3 protein-coding genes are annotated in these 3,440 nt (G+C 63.1%); all 3 read right to left on the bottom strand.

All coding sequences use genetic code 11. The annotated features are described in order from the left end of the window. A partial coding sequence (locus ACI944_RS13365) for an NAD(P)/FAD-dependent oxidoreductase (protein ID WP_411719525.1) occupies positions 1-1,037 on the bottom strand: 1,037 nt, incomplete at its 3' end. A gap of 196 nt (positions 1,038-1,233) precedes the next feature. Further along, entirely contained in the window at positions 1,234-1,770 is a 537-nt protein-coding gene (locus ACI944_RS13360; RefSeq protein WP_411719524.1) for an HTH domain-containing protein, read from the bottom strand. 177 nt (positions 1,771-1,947) lie between these two features. Continuing rightward, positions 1,948-3,440 (bottom strand): heavy metal translocating P-type ATPase (locus tag ACI944_RS13355; RefSeq protein WP_411719523.1); only part of this gene is annotated, 1,493 nt, incomplete at its 5' end.

The raw sequence follows: 3,440 nt of genomic DNA, 5'->3' as shown, positions 1-3,440 counted from the left end.
TTGTGCGCGACGGCCTTGCTGCCGACGGAGATGAGCGTCCCTTTGTCATCGTGTGTCCACTCGACGAGCGGTTCGCCGCGAATCGCGCGTGCGATGTTCTCGCCGGCGACCTCCGCAGCCTGCCAGGCAGCCTGTGCCGTCGGCGGTGCGGGGTTGTCCTGATCTGCCTGGTCGATGAGCGCGGCGTCGCCGAGCGCGAATACGCGCTCGGCGGACGTTCGGAAGTCGGACGCCGCTTCGATCCGGTTGCTTCGCTCGTCCTTGTCGACGGCCGCGGTTTCAGCCGCGTCCTGGCCGGTGATACCACCGGCCCAAAGCAGCACGTCGTAGTCAAGTTCCTTCTCGTCGCCGATGTACACCGTCTCGTCGTCGACCTTGCCGATGAACTCGCCGGTGTGTATCTCGACGTTTTTATCCTCGAGGAGCTTTCGGAGCTTCGCCTGCACGACGGGATCGTTGTTCGGGAAGACGTTGTCTAACCCCTCTACGAGGTGGATCTCCAGCGGCGCACGGTGTTTGTCGCGGAACTCCGCGATCTCGCCAGCCGACTGGATACCGGAGAGTCCGGCGCCGCCGACGACGACCTGTGCGGGGTCGTTTCTGGCGGCTTCGCGGGCGGCCTCAGTGACCGCATCGTGGATTTCGAGAGCGTCCTCAAGACTCTTGAGGGTGAGCGAGTGCTCCTCGAGTCCCTCAATGCCGAAGAAAGCGGTCTTCGAACCGATGCCGAGGAGCAGATAGTCGTACTCGACGGTCGAATCGTCGGCGAGCGTGAGCAGCCGCTCATCGGTATCGATAGCGTCGACGCGGCCGTGCACGAACCGCGTCGCGGGCGATTTGATCTCGGAGATATCGAAGGTGATCTTTTCTTTGAGATCCGGGTTCCGGATACAGCGGTGGGACTCGTGAAGCACTAGATGGTGGTCGATGTCCGATATCCAAGTGAGATCGGCCTCACCGTCGAGTTCTGATTCGAGCCGCTTGATCGCGCCGGTACCGGCGTAGCCGGATCCGAGCACGACGACATCCTCTGTCATATCTATATGTCGGGTTCCCATCGATACAAAGCTGTTGGAAACGGTTCATCGCTGAGAGATGCGTATTGTGCTACGGACGCTTTGTGGTGAAGAAACGTGTGATCGTTGTCGTTTTAATTCAAAAGCTTACATTCGTGGGAACCGTTGCAGAGGTGACGACCGGAGCGTCACTCCGGCGTATCGTCGTACCGGAGAGTTAGTGGAGTGGCTCCTCGTCGCCGGCCGGCGCCTCCATGTTGTCGATGGTGAGAATAAGGCTGTTGTTGGTGTCGTCTTTGCCCTCGAGTTGGCCCTCGATGAGGAGTTTCGAGAGCGGCGTCGGTCCGACGCTAATGTCATCTCCCTCGTCAAACTCCGATATCGATCCCTGAAGTTTGACCTCGGCCCGACAGAGCTCGGGGTGGTGAACGCTCGTCAGATCTATTTCTTGGACGTTCGCTTTTACGAGATCGCCTTTGTGCCGGAACGGCACGTCTGCCGCCTGGTCCATCTCTTGGATTTTCAACGCGTCGTACGCTGTGGCAGTCGGTTTGTACCCGCCTTTCGGCCCAGGTACGCCTTCGACGAGTTGGAGCGCTTTGAGGCTCTGCATCTGGTTGCGGATCGTCCCCGGGTTCCGGTCGACCTCGTTAGCGATATCCTCGCCTTTAACCGCGCTTTCGGAGTCGCGAAAGAGGTTAATGAGTTCTTGGAGGATCGTTTTCTGGCTGGGAGTAAGTTCGATCGATGACATAACGTACAATTTGGTAGTTTGTGACTTAAAGGCGACGGTGGGCCGGGTCATCGGGGGCGAAGGCGGCACCCAGGAGTCATCAGAAGCGAAGGCGGCATCCAAGAGTCATCGGAAGCGAAGGCGGCGTCCAGGACGTTACCGGCGCGCTCGGTCGTCGGATTCTGATAGCCTGACAGCCTACTCTCCGGATGCACCCAGAGAGCGCGAGGAGTTCACGACGACGAGCGTACTCGACGCCGCCATCGCGACAGCCGCCAACAGCGGATTCAATAACCCGAGCGCGGCCATCGGGATCGCGAGGCCGTTGTAGAGGAACGCCCACCCGAGGTTCTGTTTGATACGACCGTTGGTCCGTTCGGCGATCCGGAACGTCTCGGCGACCGAACGAAGGTCGTCGTCGACGATGACCGCGTCGGCGGCATCGCTCGCGAGTCGGGTGCCGCTGCCGAGCGCGACGCCGAGGTCGGCCGCCGCGAGCGCGGGGGCGTCGTTGCTGCCGTCGCCGACCATCGCAACCGGGCCCTGGCCCCCGAGCCGTCGGATTGTCTCGGCCTTCGCCTCAGGCGGGACGCCCGCAAACACCTCCGAAACCCCACCGACGGTCCGGAACCGGTCCGCGGCGGCCCCCTCGTCGCCGGTCAACACGACAACAGATCGATCCGACGAGAGTGTCTCGACGGCCTCGCGCCACTCCACTCGCGGCGTATCGCCCACCACGATGACCCCCCGAGCACGGGCATCCCATCCGACGACGACCGGGACATCACCGTCGGATCTGGCGTCCGTGATCCGCTCGTTCAGGTCGCCGTCGATCTCGAACCCCCGGTCTCGGAGAAGTTCAGGGTGTCCAACGACGGTTTCTGAGCCCTCTATCGGGGCGCTGACGCCACGGGCCGTCCGGTCGAACGAGCCCGGATCGACCGCCGTCGAGCCGCCGTCAGTCGCCGTACCATCGGCGGGGTGTTTCGAACCGGCCTCAGCGTTGTCACCGATGCCGTCGGCTGGGTCGACACCACCGTCGAGATTGACGCCGCCAACGTGGTCAACAATCGCCGCTGCGATCGGGTGTTCGGAGAGCGACTCGACGGCGGCCGCCCGCGAGCACACCTCCTCCGGCGCGTCAGCGTGGACCGAAACGACCGACATCGATCCTTCAGTCAGTGTTCCTGTCTTGTCTAACACGACGGTTTCGATGTCCGGGGCATCCTCGAAGACCGCCTCAGCGGTCACGATAATCCCCCGATCGGTGGCGGTTTTGATCCCGGCAGCGATGGCAAGCGGTGTCGCGAGACCGAGCGCACACGGGCACGAGACGATGAGAACAGTCAGTCCGACCAGCATGGCGGCCGTGACGCCGCCGCCGGAGAGCAACGTCCACCCTGCGACCGCCGCCGCGACGGCGATAACGAGCGGGACGAAAACGGTCGCGAGGCGGTCGGCGAGCCGCTGGATACCCGGGGTCGAACTCTGAATCTCCCACAGTAGTTCGACGAGTCTATCCAGCGTGCTCGTCGCGGTGTCGTCGACGACCACGACGAGTGGCGCGTCCGTGACGACCGTCCCACCTGCTACCCGGTCGCCCGGGCGCTTGCTGACCGGCGCTGATTCGCCGGTGATGAGGGACTCGTCGACCGCTGCCGTTCCCTCTCGAACCTCGCCGTCGAGGGGGA

The sequence above is a fragment of the Natronomonas sp. genome (genome assembly GCF_046710025.1).
Lineage (GTDB): Archaea > Halobacteriota > Halobacteria > Halobacteriales > Haloarculaceae > Natronomonas.
Note: the sequence above shows the minus strand (reverse complement) of the source record. Positions and strands in the feature narration are given on the sequence as shown.